This window comes from Paenibacillus sp. FSL R7-0189 (genome assembly GCF_037969925.1).
Lineage (GTDB): Bacteria > Bacillota > Bacilli > Paenibacillales > Paenibacillaceae > Paenibacillus_AQ > Paenibacillus_AQ odorifer.
On record NZ_CP150223.1, the window covers coordinates 4,707,537 to 4,724,939 of the forward strand.

The 17,403-nt window shown below is 45.0% G+C and carries 20 protein-coding genes; 19 read left to right on the top strand and 1 reads right to left on the bottom strand.

Annotated features, from left to right (window positions below; translation table 11 throughout):
• Positions 1-151 precede the first annotated feature (151 nt).
• Complete coding sequence (locus MKY63_RS20440) at positions 152-1,048, bottom strand: polysaccharide deacetylase family protein (protein WP_076101548.1); 897 nt, start codon at positions 1,046-1,048, stop codon at positions 152-154.
• A 94-nt stretch (positions 1,049-1,142) separates the two neighbouring features.
• On the opposite strand from MKY63_RS20440, the gene MKY63_RS20445 reads away from it, so the two are divergent.
• From MKY63_RS20445 to MKY63_RS20535, 19 genes are all read left to right on the top strand, one after another.
• Positions 1,143-1,514, top strand: coding sequence for a hypothetical protein (locus MKY63_RS20445; RefSeq protein ID WP_036676200.1), 372 nt, complete (start codon positions 1,143-1,145; stop codon positions 1,512-1,514).
• Positions 1,515-1,748: 234 nt separating this feature from the next.
• Positions 1,749-2,363 carry a genetic competence negative regulator gene (locus MKY63_RS20450; protein WP_036676203.1) on the top strand — a complete coding sequence of 205 codons (615 nt, stop codon included), beginning with the start codon at positions 1,749-1,751 and terminating at the stop codon, positions 2,361-2,363.
• Positions 2,364-2,516: 153 nt separating this feature from the next.
• The gene (gene prsW, locus MKY63_RS20455; RefSeq protein ID WP_038572438.1) at positions 2,517-3,212 is read left to right on the top strand and encodes a glutamic-type intramembrane protease PrsW; all 696 of its coding nucleotides are present in this window, start codon (positions 2,517-2,519) and stop codon (positions 3,210-3,212) included.
• Between the two features lie 322 nt (positions 3,213-3,534).
• Complete coding sequence (ypeB, locus tag MKY63_RS20460; RefSeq protein WP_036676206.1) at positions 3,535-4,893, top strand: germination protein YpeB; 1,359 nt, start codon at positions 3,535-3,537, stop codon at positions 4,891-4,893.
• Positions 4,894-5,028: 135 nt separating this feature from the next.
• A complete protein-coding gene (locus MKY63_RS20465; RefSeq protein ID WP_339809732.1) occupies positions 5,029-5,682 on the top strand; it encodes a flagellar brake domain-containing protein in 654 nt (217 codons plus the stop codon).
• 176 nt (positions 5,683-5,858) lie between these two features.
• Positions 5,859-6,599, top strand: coding sequence for a (d)CMP kinase (gene cmk, locus MKY63_RS20470; protein ID WP_051490907.1), 741 nt, complete (start codon positions 5,859-5,861; stop codon positions 6,597-6,599).
• Positions 6,596-7,183 (top strand): lysophospholipid acyltransferase family protein, encoded by a 588-nt coding sequence (locus MKY63_RS20475; RefSeq protein ID WP_036676211.1) that lies wholly within the window; start codon positions 6,596-6,598, stop codon positions 7,181-7,183. The genes cmk and MKY63_RS20475 overlap by 4 nt, the downstream gene beginning before the upstream one ends.
• A gap of 175 nt (positions 7,184-7,358) precedes the next feature.
• Positions 7,359-8,681, top strand: a complete 1,323-nt coding sequence (rpsA, locus tag MKY63_RS20480) for a 30S ribosomal protein S1 (RefSeq protein ID WP_170914203.1) — start codon at positions 7,359-7,361, stop codon at positions 8,679-8,681.
• A gap of 176 nt (positions 8,682-8,857) precedes the next feature.
• Complete coding sequence (gene der / locus MKY63_RS20485) at positions 8,858-10,183, top strand: ribosome biogenesis GTPase Der (RefSeq protein WP_036676212.1); 1,326 nt, start codon at positions 8,858-8,860, stop codon at positions 10,181-10,183.
• Positions 10,184-10,195: 12 nt separating this feature from the next.
• Complete coding sequence (plsY, locus tag MKY63_RS20490) at positions 10,196-10,813, top strand: glycerol-3-phosphate 1-O-acyltransferase PlsY (RefSeq protein ID WP_036676213.1); 618 nt, start codon at positions 10,196-10,198, stop codon at positions 10,811-10,813.
• Positions 10,806-11,846: an NAD(P)H-dependent glycerol-3-phosphate dehydrogenase gene (locus MKY63_RS20495; protein WP_036676214.1), complete on the top strand. Its 1,041-nt coding sequence runs from the start codon at positions 10,806-10,808 to the stop codon at positions 11,844-11,846. Before plsY ends, MKY63_RS20495 begins: the two co-directional genes overlap by 8 nt.
• A gap of 66 nt (positions 11,847-11,912) precedes the next feature.
• Positions 11,913-12,188, top strand: a complete 276-nt coding sequence (locus tag MKY63_RS20500; protein WP_038572437.1) for a stage VI sporulation protein F — start codon at positions 11,913-11,915, stop codon at positions 12,186-12,188.
• A 197-nt stretch (positions 12,189-12,385) separates the two neighbouring features.
• On the top strand, positions 12,386-12,565 hold the full coding sequence (locus MKY63_RS20505; RefSeq protein WP_036676218.1) for a DUF2768 family protein: 180 nt from the start codon (positions 12,386-12,388) through the stop codon (positions 12,563-12,565).
• A 34-nt stretch (positions 12,566-12,599) separates the two neighbouring features.
• Positions 12,600-12,968, top strand: coding sequence for a 2Fe-2S iron-sulfur cluster-binding protein (locus MKY63_RS20510; RefSeq protein ID WP_036676220.1), 369 nt, complete (start codon positions 12,600-12,602; stop codon positions 12,966-12,968).
• A 30-nt stretch (positions 12,969-12,998) separates the two neighbouring features.
• Positions 12,999-13,745 (top strand): DUF3939 domain-containing protein, encoded by a 747-nt coding sequence (locus MKY63_RS20515; RefSeq protein ID WP_256718582.1) that lies wholly within the window; start codon positions 12,999-13,001, stop codon positions 13,743-13,745.
• A 451-nt stretch (positions 13,746-14,196) separates the two neighbouring features.
• A complete protein-coding gene (gene spoIVA, locus MKY63_RS20520; RefSeq protein WP_036676222.1) occupies positions 14,197-15,675 on the top strand; it encodes a stage IV sporulation protein A in 1,479 nt (492 codons plus the stop codon).
• Between the two features lie 377 nt (positions 15,676-16,052).
• Positions 16,053-16,325 (top strand): HU family DNA-binding protein, encoded by a 273-nt coding sequence (locus MKY63_RS20525; protein ID WP_036676223.1) that lies wholly within the window; start codon positions 16,053-16,055, stop codon positions 16,323-16,325.
• A gap of 115 nt (positions 16,326-16,440) precedes the next feature.
• Positions 16,441-16,689, top strand: coding sequence for a trp RNA-binding attenuation protein MtrB (gene mtrB, locus MKY63_RS20530; protein WP_051490908.1), 249 nt, complete (start codon positions 16,441-16,443; stop codon positions 16,687-16,689).
• Between the two features lie 92 nt (positions 16,690-16,781).
• Positions 16,782-17,324: a hypothetical protein gene (locus tag MKY63_RS20535; RefSeq protein WP_038572433.1), complete on the top strand. Its 543-nt coding sequence runs from the start codon at positions 16,782-16,784 to the stop codon at positions 17,322-17,324.
• Positions 17,325-17,403 lie beyond the last annotated feature (79 nt).

Genomic DNA, 17,403 nt, shown 5'->3' on the forward strand with positions numbered 1-17,403 from the left:
AAAAATGCTCCCCATACAGCGACAGGTTTTTATTATTTCACCTGTCTACTATATGGGGAGCATATCACTTTTGGAACCCCCTTCTATTTTTCGTTTGATTTGAAACATTTGCACTGACGAAGCAATTATCGGACATGTACGGATAATGAGATCAACGCATTTTTAGCTCAATGCTGCGCGGATCAACAAAGCTATATCCTTTGCCCTCAAGTGTAGTGAGCAGGGTATCCAGACCTTCAACGGTCCATGGTAGCTCATGCATCAGGATATTACTGCCAGAATGCAGCTGATCGGTAACATTGCTGATCAATTTTTCTGTCTTACCCGTTTCTTTTTCTTTCATTTCCCAGTCAAGAGAGCCTACAGACCAGGTCATGTATAACATTCCATTCTCGGCAGCGACCTTCTTGCCAACATCCCCGCCAGCACCATGTGGCGGACGGAAAAAGTGAGGAGCTTCTCCCAGCGTTTCTTTGACAATATTTTGAACATCTTCGATTTGCTTTTTAACCTCAGTATAGGACTTGTCTTTCAATACAATATGATCCCAGCTGTGGTTGCCGATAATTCCACCGCGGTTATGTATTAACTCCAGAAGCTCAGGATGCTCCTTAACACGATAACCATTCACGAAAAAGATGGCTTTAGCTTGATGTTTGTCCAGAACATCCATCAAAGGGTTAATCATTGCCGCATCTTTAGGACCGTCGTCAAAGGTGAGCAAAACCACTTTTTTATTTGTAGCTTCCTCATTAGGGACGATATCGTAATTTTTGTTCATATGGTACAGCAGTGGAATTTCAGCGGATGCTTCGCCCTTACTGGCTGTACTATTTCCTGTAGTACCTCCATCTGCTGTTGCTTCAGGGGTAGGACTGGCTGTTGCTTCAGGTGATGGCGCCGTAGTTTCTGCGCTTTGTGTAGCTGCCGCCGTGGGCGGATTGTTTGAGGCATTTGTTTCCTTAGCTGTATTTCCATTTGCACCGCTGTTGCCACAGGCAGTAAGCAACAAGGTAGCCAATAGGAGCACTGATGTCATTTTACCCACTTTTTTCAACTCGCTTTCTTGTTATTAGGTTGTATGAGCCGGAATCTTTCCGCGAACACTAAACATGATTTTACCATACAAGGAGGCTGGAAATATGAATACTTCGTCATTTTTATGCGGGGTGCTGATGGGCGCCGCAGCCAGTATGATTATGTCCAAAAAGCGGAATTCTTTAATGTCTTCGCTAGGGCAATCGGGTGGTTCCATGAGTGGAGCTGCAGATAAAGCAAAAGAAAAAATAATCGGTATGGCCACGACTGGTTTTGGTAACACTGCTGTTTCAAGCAGTAATGCTCAAAGTAACGGTTCAAGTAGCGGAACCACTGAGCATAAGACTGAATCACCAGTGAAGTCGAAGGAATCCAATCTTAAATTGTTAAAGGAATTCATTCGCAGCAATCCTGAAGTGAAGAGCGAAGTAGAGCAGATTCTTAAAGAAACGCATACAACCATACCGGGATTGTAACCGTAAAGGACTCCATCAGAATCATTTTGGGGATGAAATATTCCGCAGAATGATTCTTTTTTATTATTCAGGGCTCTGAAAATGGTTTATTCAATAGAGAGGATTTTATATATTTATTTACGTGCATTTATCTCGGCAAAATGATAACATACTTACATAGTAACCATTTTTGGCTCATTACTCGGGACTCATCATACATTATAATAAATGAGCTTGCAAAAGGAGGATCCTGTCATGAGAATAGAGCGATTAAGTCAAGATAAGATACGGATTTTCCTCACTTTTGACGACCTGAGCGAGCGGGGCATCCAGAAGGAAGACATGTGGCAGGAAGTTCCTAAGGTTCATGACCTGTTTACGGAGATGATGGATCAAGCATATAGTGAACTAGGTTTTGATGCCACGGGTCCGCTTGCCGTAGAAGTTTTCGCATTGCCCGCGCAAGGTATGGTCGTTATAGTGACCCGAGGAAAATATGATCACCATCAGTACGGTGCGTCCGGGGAAGAAGAATTGCCAGAAGAGATTTATGAAATGGAAGTTACTCTTGAACAAAGCGACTCCATTGTATATGCATTCCGCGATTTCGAGGTTCTGGTTGAAGCGGCCCATGTGCTCATCGGTAATATTACTTCCCAGGGGAAACTGTATTCTTATAACAATAAATGGTATCTGTATTTCGATCCAAAGGAATTTGAAGAAACGGCGTTGTCAGGTCTTGTTGGCGTACTAGCTGAGTTTGGAGATTCCTCACCGGTCACAGAAGCTGTTCTCGATGAATATGGGAAAACAGTGATGCCGGAGAATGCGGTCCAGTTATTGTGCACTCATTTTAAGCGTCAGGAGTAATTAGGCAAGATCTAGGGGCTGATGACCATTGTTTAGGCCGATCAGCCCTAGTCTTGTTGTTGGTGATATGTCGGTCATTCTTGTATCAAAGTTATCATCTACCTTGCTGTGTAACGGCAGTAATAGGGTTTAGGGGTGTAGGGAGGTTATTCGGTGCTCGTGTTATCGGTTATTTCGTCGGCAGTGGCGCCGGGACTTGCTCTGTTGACCTTTTTTTATCTGAAAGACAAGTATGATCAAGAACCGCTTCATGTAGTCATTAAAGTATTCTTGCTCGGCCTTCTGATTGTGTTTCCTGTCATGATCATTCAGAGAGGGCTGATGCTGGGACTAAATGGCGGTCCGTATGTGGAGTCGTTTCTCATATCCGCTGGCGTGGAAGAATGTCTAAAGTGGTTTGTGCTTTACCATATGATTTACAATCATACCGAATTTGACGAGCCATATGATGGGATACTATACGCTGTGGCGATTTCGCTCGGCTTCGCAACAATAGAAAATGTAATGTACGCTTGGTATAGCAACGCTTCAATCGGATCAATGTTTCTGAGAGCACTTCTTCCGGTTTCTGGACACGCTATGTTTGGTGTGATCATGGGCTACCATATGGGGAGGGCGAAGTTCTCAAAAGGTGTTAAGACCCGGAGAATTCTGGTTTTTTCGCTACTGTTGCCATGGATGTGGCATGGGATATATGACTTTATTTTGAGTACGACAGCTAACTATTGGATATGGTTTATTGTGCCTCTGATGGCTATCCTATGGTATGGAGGTATGGGAAAGGTAGCTAGGGCCAACAGCCGTTCTCCTTTCCGCTTTCTGAAACGTGAAGAAGAGGTTAACCTATAATCGAGATGGACACACTTATATTCGAAGGGCAGTTCCTAGTAAGGAATTCCAGAGAGGAGAGAGGTGTCTTTTTTTGCGTATAAAAGTACGTATCGTTTGCAAACAGTGCGGTGAGACCTACATATTAAGAGGGATTAAAGAGCATGGTATCATTCAAACCGGCTTTAAACAATGCCTTTGCAGTAATAGCAGTGGCTTTGAGATTGAAGAAAGAGCATGAGCGGACGTTATAGTCACATGGTGTAGCAACTTCAGTGCATAAGACTCCTAGTTTATTGTCAAACTAACGCCAATAAGCTATCGAAAGGAGTCTTGTAGCCCTATGTACAAAAGATTAAGTGCTGTAATGTTCCCGCTGACCGCGCTGCTGCTGATTGGTGCGCTTGTGTGGGGTTATCAGGAGAACCAGGAGAAGAATTCAATACTAATTAAGGCGGAAAACCAATATCAACGCGCCTTTCACGATTTGTCCTATCATGTGGACCGTCTTCATGGTGAGCTTGGAAATACGCTTGCGGTTAATTCTGCTTCTAACGGGATGCACCGCAAAGGACTCGTCAATGTGTGGCGGATGACCAGTGAGGCCCAAAATGAGATTAATCAGCTGCCGCTGACCTTGCTGCCATTTAGCAAAACAGAGGAGTTTCTGTCCAAAATCTCCAACTTTTCTTATAAAGCCGGGATTCGTGACTTCACTAAAAAACCTCTGACAGATGGAGAATTGAGTAATCTAAAAGCATTGTATAAGAACTCGGGAGAAATCTCTAAGGATTTGCAAGAGGTACAGAATAAAGTCATTGGCAACCGGCTGCGCTGGATGGATGTTGAAACGGCATTGGCAACAGAAAATAAAGCGGAGGACAACACGATTATTGACGGTTTCAAAACGGTGGATAAACGTGTTGGCGCATACCCTGAGCTAGACTGGGGCCCTTCAGTAGCAAGCATCTACGATAAACGTTCCGTCAAAATGCTCGGAGGTAACCCCGTGACTGCCGAAGACATCAAACGTAAGGCATTGAAGTTCGCGGATGCGGGCTCCAACGCTAAAGTCGATGTTAAAGAAAATGGGAAGAACACCGAATGGCCATCCTATACGGCAACAGTTAGTGGTTCGAATGAGAAGCACACCATCAGTATGGATTTCACAAAAAATGGCGGATTGCTGATCTCTTATTATGATAACCGTGAGATTGGACCTGCCAAGGTATCTATTAAAGAAGCAGTTACCAAAGCCGAGAAGTTTCTTGAGAAAAAAGGATATCCCCATATGACTGCAGTCAGCGCTGATCGTTATGATAATATCGGGAATTTGACCTTTGTGACCAAACAGAATGATGTATTGATTTATCCTGAAAAAATGACTATTCGTATGGGGCTGGATACAGGTGATACCATCGGTTTTGAGGCCAGCGAATATGTTAAAGAGCATAAGGACAACCGTCAGCTTCCAAAACCAAAGCTTACTCTTGCTGAGGCGAGAAAATTTCTGAATTCTGATTTCAAGGAGCAATACAATCGCTTGTCCTGGATTAAAAATGATGATTCCGTCGAGGTCTTGACTTACGAGTTCGGTGGAGGGGTCAATGGCTCAAAGTATCGTATTTATATTAACGCTGAGGATGGAATTGAAGAGTCTGTGGAAGAAATCAGACCTTCTTCGGGGTCTGAGGCAAAATAAAAGGGAGGGCGCATCCAGCAGTTGGGTGCGTCCCTTTTTTTTTGCAATATCTATAAAATATATCTGACTGGCTGATATTCCCATGCTATAATCAGGCTTAGTGATAATTACTAAACTGATGTGGCGGTGACATCTTTGTATCCTAAAATTAACGAATATCTATACATACAGGTTGCTTCCAGTGACGCTGCTGAAGCAGAAGTTGAATATAGATCAAGAATTGCAGAGACGGAAGAAGACGCATTTCTGATTGAAATTCCTATGCAGGAGAGCAATGGTCGTCTAAAAAGGCTCTTTATGGGGGACGAGCTTTCGGTCTATTTTTTAACTGAGGGTGGCATTAAAAATTACTTTAATACTTATGTGCTGGGCTTTAAAGAAGATGTAATTCGTATGGTCAGGATTCAAAAGCCGGAGACAGATTCGATATTTAAGATCCAGAGAAGAAGCTTTTTTCGAGTGAATGCTGATCTAGAGCTTGCTGTGAAGGATAGCCTTCGCAAACGGTTCCTGGTTCGTACAGATGATATTGGTGGCGGAGGAATCTCCTTTTTGGTGGATAACCAGGTTAAGCTGGAGGTTGGTAATAAATTGTCCTGCTGGGTACTGGTTCCTTATCGAAACGGAAGCACGGAGCATGTCAATTTTGAAGGTGAAGTAGTGCGCATTAAAAAGCTTGAGAATGGACGTCTTTTAGCCATGTTGAAATTTGTCGCTATTTCAGATTTGGAACGCCAGAAAATTATCCGTTATTGCTTCGAACGTCAGTTTGATTTCCGCAACAGATAAGCATTTTTAACAGCTCTATTAAGCTGTCTGATTTTGCACTGAAGTATAAACTGTGGTATAATTTTATAAGTCGCAGGCAATGCCTGCTTTTTTCTTGATAATATCATCAAGCATAACAATTTATGTGTGCTCCTTGATATTGCAGGAATAGTTTTCGTAACGCTAGATGTTTTTTTATGAAAGAGTGTTTGAGGAGGAATGCCCCGTTGGATAGGCAGGGTACACATACTTATGACAGAATAAACGTCGCCATCGACGGACCTGCCGGGGCAGGCAAGAGCACTGTAGCCCGATTGGTAGCCCAGAAGTTGTCTTATATCTATGTTGATACTGGTGCAATGTACCGGGCAATCACCTGGTATATGATCCAAGAAGACATTGAACCGGAAGATCAGCAGCGAGTGAACGAGAAGGTTCGCGACATGGTGATTGAACTTATTCCGGAACGAGACATTCAGAAGGTGCTGATTAATGGGGAAGACGTGACCCCACATATTCGGAGCCTTCAGGTTAGCGGCCTTGTGTCGCAGTATGCGAAGATCGAGGATGTAAGATCCAGACTGAGTCAATTGCAGCGTCAGATGGCGCTTCGCAAAGGCGTGGTAATGGATGGCCGCGATATCGGTACAACCGTGCTGCCGGATGCCGAGGTAAAGATTTTTATGACGGCAAGTGTGGAAGAACGAGCTCTCCGTCGTTATAAGGAACTGAGAGACGCGGAATCGGTGACGCTTCAGCAGCTTGAACACGATATTGCAAAGCGGGACCGTCTGGATGAAGGACGGGAGATTTCACCGCTGCGCCGTGCAGAGGATGCTATTCTTCTGGATACGACCTTAATGAATATCGATCAAGTTGTGGAGGCCATTGTATCCCACTGTAGATCTCATGTTGACGGGGAGAGAAATCATTTATGATTTATGCAATTTGTGTTGGATTGCTTCGCTTGATTTACGCAATCCTTTTCCCGCTTAAGATTGTGGGGAAAGAAAATGTGCCAAAGGAGGGCGGGGTACTGCTCTGCGCTAACCACATTAGTCTGCTTGATCCAATGACTATTGGAATTAAGCTGGACCGTCAGGTAAAGTATATGGCTAAGGCTGAACTGTTTGAGGTTCCGGTGCTTGGCTGGCTCATTAATAAATTGGGTGCTTTTCCGGTGAAACGTGGCGGCGTAAGCAAAGAATCCATAAAAACGGCCCTTAACACACTTCGTAATGGTAATGTCATGGGTATCTTCCCGGAGGGTACGCGTAACTCTGATGCCGGAGTGGCCAAGAAGGGTGCTGCTAGCTTTGCACTTCGAAGTGGCGCAGCAGTTATTCCAGCGGCTATTATCGGCCAGTATAAACCCTTTCGACGCATGGTCGTTGTCTACGGTGCTCCTGTAGACCTTAGTCAATTTGCCGGTGCGGGGAGCGAATCTCTCGAGGCTGTTACCGATGTCATTATGGATCGCATCCGTGAGATGAAAGAGACAGGTAAACCAAGTGCTAGTTAAGGGATGAGCAGAACAATAAATTTTGCTCAATGTTTTGATTAAATAACGGCATAGCCGCTATTTTTTGGAACATACTATCATCAAGTGTAAGTGGCAATATCAAGCATTGCTTGTTTTGAACTCTGCTATACGCAGGTTTAAATAAATGGGGTTTTGAATCGAGGAGGCTAATCACATGTCTGAAGAAATTAAAAATCAGGAAGCTGCGGAAAAGAATGAATCCGTAGAAGCGGTGGATTCCGCTGTGACAGAAAATAACGGAGCTGTAGAAGAAGTTGCTGCCGTTAACGAAGAAGAAGTGACTAACCAAGCTGACTTGGAAATCATTTCTCTGAAAAAAGGCGATACCGTGAAAGGAACAATCGTCAAAATCGAAGATAACCAAGCTTATGTAAGCATTGGATATAAATACGACGGTGTGATTCCAATTCGCGAATTGTCCGCAGTACAACTGGACAACGCTGCTGCAGCAGTAGAAGTTGGACAGGAAGTAGAATGTAAAGTTGTCAGCATCAACGACAACAAGGAAAGCCTTGTTCTTTCCAAACGTGCAGTTGATAGTGAAAAATCATGGGAAGATCTTGAGAAATACTTCGCTTCCCAAGAAGCTTTCGAAGTTACTGTGGCTGACGTTGTTAAAGGCGGCCTAGTAGCTGATGTTGGAGCTCGTGGATTTATTCCAGCTTCCATGGTAGAGCGTCATTTCGTTGAAGATTTCAGCGATTACAAAGGCCGTACCTTGCGTGTTAAAGTGAAAGAACTTGACCGTGAGAACAGCAAAGTAATCTTGTCTGCTAAAGAAGTTCTTGAAGAAGAATTCGAAGCTAACAAGCTGAAAATTATGGCTGAGCTATCTGAAGGCCAAATCATCGAAGGTACAGTACAACGTCTGACTCAATTCGGCGCATTTGTTGATGTGGGCGGAGTTGACGGTCTTGTACACGTATCTGAAATCGCTTGGAGTCACGTAGAGAAACCTTCTGATGTAGTATCCGAAGGTGATAAAGTACGTGTTAAAGTATTGAAGGTTGATCCTGAAAAAGGAAAAATCAGCCTGAGCATCAAAGCTGCTGCTCCAGGTCCTTGGGACTCTGCTGCTGGCGAAATCAACATCGGTGATGTTGTAACAGGCGTTGTAAAACGTCTTGTGAACTTCGGAGCGTTCGTAGAATTGCTTCCGGGTGTGGAAGGTCTTGTGCACATCTCACAAATCTCCCACAAACACATCGCTACTCCACACGAAGTATTGAAAGAAGGACAAGAAGTTCAAGTGAAAGTTCTGGACTTCAATCCATCCGAGAAACGTGTTAGCCTGAGCATCAAAGAAACTGAAGAAGCTCCAGCTCCATCTGCTAGACCTGAACGCAGCAATAGCAGAGACAGAGCTCCTAAAGAAGTTCTGAACAACCCTAACGTTTCCCTTAGCAACGAAGGCCTTAGCTTTACGCTTGCTGAACGTTTTGGTGATAAGCTGGACAAATTTAAGGGTAATAACTAATCCCTAAACGAGCTTTTGAATATACGGGTAAAGTAATCGGCGAGCCCTCGATACGGGGGTTCGCCGATTGTCTTTTTTTCGGAACCGGCAGGATTGATGAGAGTTAACATGATTGTTAGCCAATTTAAATGTTTTTTGCTATGATGAGTAACGTAAGGATGACAGGAGGAATGAATATGGCAAGACCCGTTGTGGCAATCGTTGGGAGGCCTAACGTCGGGAAATCGACGATATTTAATCGGCTGATTGGCGATAGATTAGCCATTGTAGAAGATAAACCGGGGATTACACGTGACCGGATTTATGGTATTTCAGATTGGAACGGTAAGTCGTTCAGTGTGATTGATACCGGAGGTATTGAAATTGATGGAGAAGACACAATTCTGAAATCAATCCGCGTTCAAGCGGAGCTGGCGATTGAAGAAGCGGATGTTATTGTATTTATGTGTGAGGCAAAGAGTGGTGTGACGAATTCAGATGAAGAGGTAGCTCAGATTCTGTTCCGTTCAGGTAAACCGGTCGTTCTTGCCATCAACAAAGTGGATAATATGAAGCGTGCGGATGATATTTATGAGTTCTATAGCCTTGGTTTTGGCGATCCAATCGGAATTTCTGGTAGTCACGGAACCGGACTCGGCGATTTGCTAGATGCTGTAGTTGAGCGCCTACCTGAGAAAATAGATGATGAATACGATGAGGATGTCATTCGTGTAGCTTTGATTGGCCGTCCGAATGTAGGGAAATCCTCTTTGGTCAACGCGATTTTGGGCGAAGAACGTGTTATCGTCAGTGATATTGCAGGGACAACAAGAGATGCTATCGATACTCCTTTTGAACGTGATGGGCAACGTTATGTGCTTATCGATACGGCAGGTATGCGTAAAAAAGGCAAGGTATACGAGAACATTGAGAAATACAGTGTTATGCGTGCTATGCGTGCGATTGAACGGGCTGATGTGGTCCTCGTTGTAATTAACGGCGAAGAGGGCATCATCGATCAGGACAAGCATATTGCTGGTTATGCACATGAAGCTGGTAAAGCATCTATTTTTGTTGTGAACAAATGGGACGCCATTGTGAAAGACGATAAGACTATGCAAAACTTTGAGACTAAGATTCGTGACCATTTCTTGTTTATGAGTTACGCACCGGTTGTCTTTTTGTCGGCCTTAACCAAACAGCGTTTGCAAAAACTGCTGCCTGTTGTACAGCATGTATCTCAACAGCACGCACTGCGCATTACTACACATTTGGTGAACGACGTTGTATCTGATGCAATCGCGATTAACCCTCCACCAACTGACAAAGGCCGTCGCTTGCGTATTAACTACGTAACGCAGGTTGCGGTGAAGCCGCCTACGATTGTGGTGTTCGTGAATGATCCATCGCTGATGCACTTCTCCTATGAACGTTATCTGGAGAATAAAATTCGCGCAGCGTTTAATTTCGAAGGAACACCAATCCGTCTCTTTACACGGCGCAAATCCGAAAACGAAGGTTAGGGGAGAAGAAGTGTGGCGCTTGAACTTCTGGTTATCGTTGTAAGCTATTTGCTTGGTTCTGTCAGCTTTAGTGTACTGCTTGCAAAGTTGCTAAAGGGAATTGATATCCGTCAATACGGAAGCGGAAATGCGGGGGCTACCAATACACTGCGTGTATTGGGTAAAGGTCCTGCAATATTAGTGCTGTTGCTGGATGTGCTGAAAGGGGTTGCCGCTGTATGGTTAGGAACCTGGGTCGGCGGATGGGGAACCTGGGTTCCGGCTCTTTGCGGAATCGCTGCCATCATCGGACATAATTGGCCGCTCTATTTTCGTTTTCGTGGGGGGAAAGGCATTGCTACTACGATCGGTGTTATGGCTACGCTTTGTTTATGGCCAGCGCTGCTCGCCGGTATCATCGCCATCCTGTCTATCTTTATCACACGTTACGTGTCCCTTGGCTCATTAATTTTTGTAGCACTGACACCAGTGGCTTTATTGTTGACAGGATTTACACAACCTGTGCTCTGGACCAGTATTATTATTGCGGTCTTCGCCTTCTGGCGGCACCGGACGAATATTGTAAAGATCGTAGAAGGCCGTGAGAACAAGATAGGCTCAAAAGTTAAAGGAGGGAATCGTGTTGTCTGATAAAGTTACCGTACTTGTAGCGGGGAGCTGGGGAACTGCGCTGGCTAGTGTGCTGGCTGCAAACCACTCGGAAGTTTATCTGTGGACACGCAACTCTGATCAAGCTGCCGAGATCAATGGCTCTCATACGAATAATAAGTATCTACCTGGCATCGCTCTGCCAGCTAACATTATTGCAACTACGGATATGGAAACGGCAGTGTCCGGTTCTAAGGCGGTTGTAATTGTGGCTCCGTCTTCAGGAATGCGGCAGGTTGCTCGCAGTCTGAAGCCATTCTGGAAGGATGACATGTTATGTGTCCATGCTACGAAGGGCTTTGAGTCGGAAAGCAATAAGCGGATGTCTATCGTAATTGCAGAGGAACTGGGCTGTGACGAAGGGCAGATCGTTGTGCTCTCCGGTCCAAGTCATGCAGAGGAAGTTGTACGTCTGTGCCCTACAACAGTTGTAGTTGCTTCACCTGATGACAAGCGTAGCGCCGAAGCGCAGGAATTGTTCATCAACAACGATTTCCGTGTATATACGAATCGTGATCAGGTTGGGGTAGAGCTTGCCGGTGCTCTTAAGAATATTATTGCCCTTGGTGCAGGCCTATCCGATGGCCTTGGATATGGGGACAATGCTAAAGCAGCGCTTTTAACCCGTGGACTCGCTGAGATCTCTCGGGTGGGAGTTGAGCTTGGAGCCAATCCTTTGACCTTTGCCGGCCTTGCCGGAATTGGCGATCTTGTTGTGACAGCTACTAGTCAGCACAGCCGTAACTGGCGCGCTGGGTCCATGCTTGGTCAAGGTAAGCCGCTGGCCGAGGTGCTGGAATCCATGGGGATGGTAGTCGAAGGTATTCGTACTACCGAAGCAGCTTATGCAATTTCGCTCAAACTGGGTGTGCAGATGCCGATTACGGATCAGATTTATCATGTGCTCTTTCAAGGAAGAAGCCCACGCAGTGCAGTTGAAGCCTTGATGGGTCGTGATCGTAAACCTGAGCTTGAGTCGATCTCCCAGGAAACTTGGGAGCAGTGGCATTCCTGATCCTGTTCACCTTTTTCCGCAAATTCTCATATGTTGTAATGGGGATTGACGGAGGAGGGATGAAAAGTGAGCAGAGATTTTTCCAAGGATGCATTGAACGCCATTAACAAAAAGGCGGGCAAGAACATTACGGAAAGTGCCGTCAAAAAGCTAGCCAGTACGGTAAAGCCAGGAACTACGCAGAATGAAGCCCAGCTCCGCCAGTTAATTAAGCAGGTGTCATCAATGGCGAAAGTGCCGGTCAGTGAAGCTACTGTGCAGGAGATTATCAATGCCGTTAAAAAAGGCGGCGCAGGTTCCAGCACAATGGAGTCTTTAATGAAAATGATGCTTAAAAAATAGCTTTATGTTGGGTGAGCAAAAGAAAACGGATCAATGAATGATTCCGTCGTCTTTTGCTTTTTTTTATATTCCTGATAATTTTCACGAAGCGTAGTTTATTTAAAATAATACATAAAAAATGATGTTTTTTTACAGAAAAGGATAAGGTCATGATATAATAGTCCCTAATAAATTACAGGCGAATGGGGGCTTTGACCATGGATCCGATGACAAAAATGTGGTTATCCCTGATTGCGATGCTGATTATGGGATTATCAGTATTTCTTATAACTTTTGCTCGGAGCAAAACCAAGGGCTTGCTTAAGGCTGTACTGTCTATACTTGCTTTTGTCATCATGTTAGTGGGCCTATTGGGCGGAGTTGTTTCAATTATGTAAGCAATTACATAGTGTTGAGGAAGGAAGTAACATCATGAAATCTCAAAAAGGAGTTACCGTTGTATTTCAACCAGAAGGCCGTAAAGCTGTTGTGAACCGTGGCATTTCGTTATTAGAGGCTGCTCGTAAAGCAGGAGTGCCAATAACAACTAGATGCGGAGGCAAAGCAGGCTGTCTGATGTGCAAGGTTACAGTCGCGAAGGAAGAGGCTGCTGCAGTAAGGCCTCCCGGTGATATTGAGCGGCGTAAGCTTGGATCGGCCTTAGAAGAAGGAACGCGTCTGGCCTGTCAGGCTGCCGTATGGAGCGACGTAACCGTTCAGGTGCCGGAAGATCCACTGAAGGCTGCGGTGCGCCGTAAGCTTGAAGCAGCGCGGCGTGGGGAAGAAGATGAGCTGTGGTAGCGTAAGAATGTCACCGTGGGAGGGACTCGGTTGGAGTTTATAGGATATAAAATGAAACTGAAGGCAGGGGCCAAGCTTTTGCTAGGGATGGTATCGCTCGCGCTTACGCTTTCGGGCTGTCTATACCCAGGTGAAGAGAAGCGGGCCAGTGTTAATTATCGGGAAAGTGTTAAACGGATACAAGCAGCCGTTGATGATTATCAACAGGAGGAAGGGGTACTGCCCATTCTTAATGCGGATGAAACTACTCCAAGGTACGAGAAGTTCCGTATAGACCTGGGGAAGCTGAATAATAAGGGGTATTTGGATGATATACCGGCTACCGCCTTTGAGCAGGGTGGAAGTGCTTATTTTCTTATTTTGAATGAGGAAATTGATCCTGTGGTGAAGGTGATGGACCTTGTTACTGTTCAAAAGGTGAATGACGTGCAACGACAGGTTAACCGCTATAAATCAGCTCATGGCGGCAACCTGCCTGTGCTTGATGAGCTATACCCCGGATTGTATACCATTAATCATAAGCAGGCGGGTACAAGCTCTATAACATTAACGAGCGTCTATTCCGGTCAGGTTCTTGATTTCATCATGGATAAGGATGGAACTGTTTACGTAGATTATGTTTTTGATATCATGGCTGCCGTCGATAAGAAGGGTGGAGAGCACGATAAGAATCAGGACTTGCGACTGGATCTGGAGGAAGCTTCATATTACGTTCCCGTGAAGTCTTTGCCGTATCTATGGATTAACAATCAGCCAATCCCGCAGCCTCCAAGTTAGAGTGAAAGTTTAAGAGCGTCTAAGCTTCGGTTTTATCCGGGGTATTAGGCGTTTTTTTGTTTATATCCTTTTACACCAAGTCCTGTAATCTCAGCATCCACTAAAAATAGTTCTATCAAAGAATCCTAGCTCATAAGATGGATGAGTAAGCTTCCGGGCGTCAGACGCCTTGCGGCGCGCAGACTTAACTTTTTTGAAATTACATTGGGAAATGCGCGAATACGGGTCATAAATTCGTTCCGGATACATATGATGATACTAGTCCAAATGCATGTCCGAGCATTCGGAGTTTAGCGCGGGGCAAGTACGTCCCGGTCGAAAGCAGCTAGGCTTCGGGCGGGCATACGATAAGTCCGGTTGATGTCCTGCAAGGGTCAGATTACCGGCGGAACGCGAAGTCGATGCTCTTCAGGCATTTTTTCTTCGGAGTAATATGAGGAGGGGATCTCTTTTGGAAAAAGTGGATATTTTCAAGGACATTGCCGAGCGTACCGGCGGAGACATTTATCTTGGCGTCGTCGGCGCGGTTCGCACGGGGAAATCGACATTTATCAAGCGCTTCATGGAAACAATTGTCCTGCCAAACATCACGAATGAGGCTGATCGAGTAAGAGCTGTGGATGAGCTTCCGCAAAGCGCAGCAGGCAAAACGATTATGACGACAGAACCGAAGTTTGTGCCTAACAACGCAGTCCAAATCAAGGTTGCGGAAGGGCTTGAGGTTAATGTTCGTCTGGTAGACTGTGTGGGTTACGCTGTAGAAGGTGCAAAAGGCTACGAGGATGAAAATGGACCACGAATGATCTCTACACCTTGGTTTGAAGAGCCTATTCCTTTTCAGGAAGCGGCAGAAATCGGGACACGTAAGGTTATTCAGGAGCATTCAACGCTAGGTGTAGTGGTAACAACAGATGGTACGATTGCAGAAATTCCGCGGAACTCGTACGTGGACTCTGAAGAGCGCGTCATTGCAGAGCTGAAGGAAGTGGGTAAGCCATTTGTGCTTGTCATTAACTCCACCCGGCCACGCAGTGAGGAAGCGCAGCAGCTCCGTAACGAGCTAGCCATCAAATACGATATCCCAGTTATGACGCTAAGCGCCGCAAACATGAGCGAAGATGACGTAACTGGTGTGCTGCGGGAAGTGCTTTATGAATTCCCAGTGCATGAAGTAAATGTAAACCTGCCAAGCTGGGTTATGGTGCTTGGAGAAAACCACTGGCTGCGTAGTAGTTATGAGAACTCCGTTCGCGATACGGTAAAAGATATTCGCCGCTTGCGGGATGTTGACCGCCTCGTATCTCAGTTCACCGAATATGACTTTATTGATAAAGCTGGCCTAAGTGGTATGAACATGGGTCAGGGCGTAGCAGAGATCGACCTGTATGCTCCAGAAGAGCTGTACGATCAAGTTCTGATGGAAGTGGTCGGGGTTGAGATCCGCGGTAAAGATCATTTGCTCCAGCTTATGCAGGAGTTCTCGCATGCGAAACGAGAATACGACCGATTCTCAGAAGCATTGGAAATGGTCAAGACTACAGGTTATGGTATCGCGGCTCCATCCTTAGCCGAAATGGCGCTCGACGAGCCAGAACTGATACGTCAGGGCTCTCGCTTCGGGGTTCGCTTAAAGGCTACTGCACCGTCCATTCATATGATTCGGGTGGATGTGGAGTCTGAATTCTCGCCAATCATCGGAACGGAAAAGCAAAGCGAAGAGCTGGTTCGTTATCTGATGCAGGACTTTGAGAATGATCCTATTAAGATTTGGGAATCCGATATTTTTGGCCGCTCCCTGCACTCCATTGTTAGAGAAGGCATTCAAGGCAAGATAGCTATGATGCCGGATAATGCACGCTACAAGCTGCAAGAAACGCTTGGCCGCATTATTAACGAGGGTTCCGGCGGACTTATTGCAATTATTCTCTAAGCTGAATATAAATAAATTCAAAGAGTGGGAGAAATCCTGCTCTTTTTATTTGTATATATCCTAAAACTTGATTCCTAGTTCCTATAATAACGGTGAATCTGACTCAATTATTCTGATGAAATAAAGACCTAAACTGCTCCTATAGGTCTAACAAATTAGATCGAATTTAGATAAATATGCACGGATAGATGATAATTTCTGCTCCTTTTTTGAGTAACAGCTTGAATTTATGGATGGGCTGTATTACTATAAGTTTGTTGCGCTTCAAGGTCTAAGGGCGCCAAAGTTAAGTTTTAAACGGGATTATCACGTATATTTTACGTTGAAACGGAAACAGTGTATGATACCGGAGAATTTACTCAGGGAGGTGAGAAAACATGAATAAATCAGATTTGATCAATGTAGTTACAGAAGCAACTGAACTTCCCAAGAAGGATGCTACTAAAGCTGTAGATGCGGTTTTCGAAGCAATTACAGAAGCACTGCAAAGCGGTGATAAAGTACAACTGGTTGGATTCGGAAACTTTGAAGTGCGTGAGCGTTCTGCACGTAAAGGCCGTAACCCGCAAACTGGTGAAGAAATCGAAATTCCTGCAAGCAAGGTACCGGCATTCAAACCCGGTAAGGCGCTGAAAGACGGAATCAAATAAAGATTTCTACATACCTATCCCATAGTCTTTTAAGAACAACTATGCCGCCCTCCAAGGCGGCATTTGTTTTTTGAAATACTATGAACTGTATAATAGGTTTAGAGGAGGATGAGTGATGATGGATAAAAATACGGGTACTACTCCGCTTCCAACGGGCAGCGACTATATTGTGGTTAAAGCTAAAGATAATGGCGTTCAGGTCATTGGGCTAACCAGAGGTACAGATACACGTTTTCATCATACAGAGAAGCTGGATAAGGGCGAGGTATTGATTGCCCAGTTTACTGATCATACCTCAGCGATGAAGATTCGCGGTAAGGCTGAAATATGGACAAAGCACGGACAATTGGAAAGTGAAAGCTGAAAAGCAGGCATAGCCTGCTTTTTTTCAAAATATAGTAAAGATAAATGATCGTATTAGCTAAGAGTGGGAATTATGGATAAGGAGGCGTGTTCATGAACAAGGCCTGGTGGGTCGGAGCCGTATTACTCTTGACTGCAACCTCTGCTGTAATATTGCCCAAAGTGGCAGATATGGATTCTACCTTACAGCAACGCAATGGTGCAGTAGAGACTTTTACTGGCGGCCATAACACAGTGCTAGACAATGATAATCTTGTTGATGTTCTTGGCGCACTTCCATTGACCTTATCCATTGATAGCGTAGGCTGGGAGGATCACGTTCTGTCACTGGATTTAAAAGTGAGCGGAAATGATCATGAACCCCAGGAGCTTTATCGAAATATGGCGCAGGCTATTTCTTTTGCTTTTCAAGAAACCTCGAATGTGGATCAGCTTTTGCTGCGCATCGTGGTCATGGATAAATGGCTGGATAGCCGCCGGCTGCTGCTAGCAGGGGATATCAGACGCACGGAGTGGTCGGCTGAACTCCAGAATGAACTTCAGTCTGCGGGTAATCTCCCCATATCCGAGCGACTCAAGACGGGCTTCCGTATTAGTGAGACTGAGCTCTGGAAGAAGCAGTTCATTTATCCTTGAGAAGAATAAAAGAAACTCAGTCGTACCACAGTGCGTGACAAAAAAACATGTGATATAATAGACAAGATTGTGAACAAAG